Source organism: Mesorhizobium sp. M2A.F.Ca.ET.037.01.1.1 (genome assembly GCF_003998075.1).
Lineage (GTDB): Bacteria > Pseudomonadota > Alphaproteobacteria > Rhizobiales > Rhizobiaceae > Mesorhizobium.
Genome location: NZ_RZSA01001243.1, coordinates 1 through 1,663, shown reverse-complemented (window position 1 = coordinate 1,663; position 1,663 = coordinate 1). Strand labels below are relative to the sequence as shown.

Below are 1,663 nucleotides of genomic sequence, written 5' to 3'. Positions count from 1 at the left end.
TTCATGGCCAGTGTGACGGCAGCGCGCGGTACCGGGGCGGCGCCAGGCGGCGCGGCCAGCATCGATGGCAAGGCCGAGCGCTACGACCTCGGCCTCTGCCTGTCGGGCGGCGGCTACCGGGCCATGCTGTTCCACGCCGGCGCGCTCTGCCGTCTCAACGAGGCGGGACTGCTCCAGAAGCTCGACATGGTGAGCTCGGTTTCGGGCGGCTCGATTGCGGCCGGGCTCTTGGCGGTGCTCTGGCCACGCTTCGTCTTCGCGGCCGGCGTCGCCAGCAATTTCGATATCTATCTGCACAGGATCCTGGAGTTCTCGCAGGTCTTCGTCGATGCGCCGTCGATCTTCAAGGGCTTGCTCAACCCGTTTTCGAGCGCGGCGCGAGAAGTCGCCGCCTGCTATGAGCGGCGCCTGTTCGCTGGCTCCAGGCCGATGTTGAAGAGCCTGCCGGAAAAGCCCTGGTTCGTGTTCTGCTCGAGCAATCTCGGCACCGGCTCGCTGTTTCGCCTGTCGCGGCGCTACGTGGCCGACTATCGCATTGGCGTCGCGTACAACGCCGACCTGCCGGTGGCTCTCGCGGTGGCTGCCTCCTCGGCTTTCCCGCCTTTCCTGTCGCCGCTTCGGCTCGACCTCACGCCCTTCGTGTGGAAGAACGATAAGCTCGACCCTTCGGTCGGCGCGCCGGTTCCGCCTTCCCGCGCCGTGCTCACCGATGGCGGCGTCTACGACAATCACGGCATCGAGCCGGCGCTGAAGCGCTGCCGCTGGCTGCTGGTGAGCGACGCCGGCGCGCCCTGGCAGGCTTCGAAGGCGGGCTACTGGAACTGGTTCTCGCAGCTCAAACGCGTGCTCGACACCACCGACAACCAGGTGCGCTCACTGCGGCGACGGGACCTGGTGGCGCGCTTCCAGGCGGCCAAGGACGCCGACGATCGCGGCCTGCCCGAAGACACGACCCGGCCCGACTATGCGGCAACGCGCGGCGTCTTCTGGTCGATCGCCAGCAAGCCGGACGCGAGCGAGCCGAATTTCGTGCAGACCGCCGCGACCGCGCCGGCGGATATCGGCACCTCACTGCATTTCCTAGGTAGCGAAGAGACGGTCGACCTGGTGAACTGGGGCTATTGCGCAGCCGACCAGGCGCTGCGGAGCTGGTACGAGCCGGCGGTGGCGCCGGGAAAAGGCGTGCCCTTGAAGCCGGGCGATGTGACGCCGGGGCGCTGCGCGAGGGTTTCGAAGGCGCTGATGGGTGTTTTTTAGGTTTGAGCGAGGCGCCGAAGCTGCTGATCTCCCCCCTTGTGGGGGAGATGTCCGGCAGGACAGAGGGGGCGCGAAGGAACGCGGCGCTGGCAATGCCTGGACGCCCACCTATTGGTAGTGGAGACATGGACACCGCTGATACGCTGGCGGGACAGCGCCCCCCTCTGGTCCATCTCCCCCACAAGGAGGGAGATTAGGCGCTCCGCGGCTTTCGCTAATCGCCTTGGCGCAATCCAATCCGGTTCATCACCTGCCCCGCGCATGCTAACAGGATCGCTTTCAACAATTCCAACGAGTGGACAGCGACATGGCAGGCGAAAAAGTAGCTCTGGTGACGGCGGGCGGCAGCGGCATGGGGGCGGCGGCGGCGAAGCGCCTGGCGGCCGACGGGTTCAAGGTCGGCGTG

The 1,663-nt window shown here is 66.9% G+C and carries 1 protein-coding gene; it reads left to right on the top strand.

Annotated elements, in window-relative coordinates; translation table 11 throughout:
• Window positions 1–3: 3 nt before the first annotated feature.
• Window positions 4–1,257 (top strand): patatin-like phospholipase family protein, encoded by a 1,254-nt coding sequence (locus tag EOA27_RS35560; protein ID WP_126083420.1) that lies wholly within the window; start codon window positions 4–6, stop codon window positions 1,255–1,257.
• The last annotated feature ends 406 nt before the right edge of the window (window positions 1,258–1,663 follow it).

What these genes read in the sequence shown, in the direction of transcription:
- EOA27_RS35560 (WP_126083420.1), top strand. Translation starts at nt 4, where the DNA reads ATGGCCAGTGTGACGGCAGCGCGCGGTACCGGGGCGGCGCCAGGCGGC.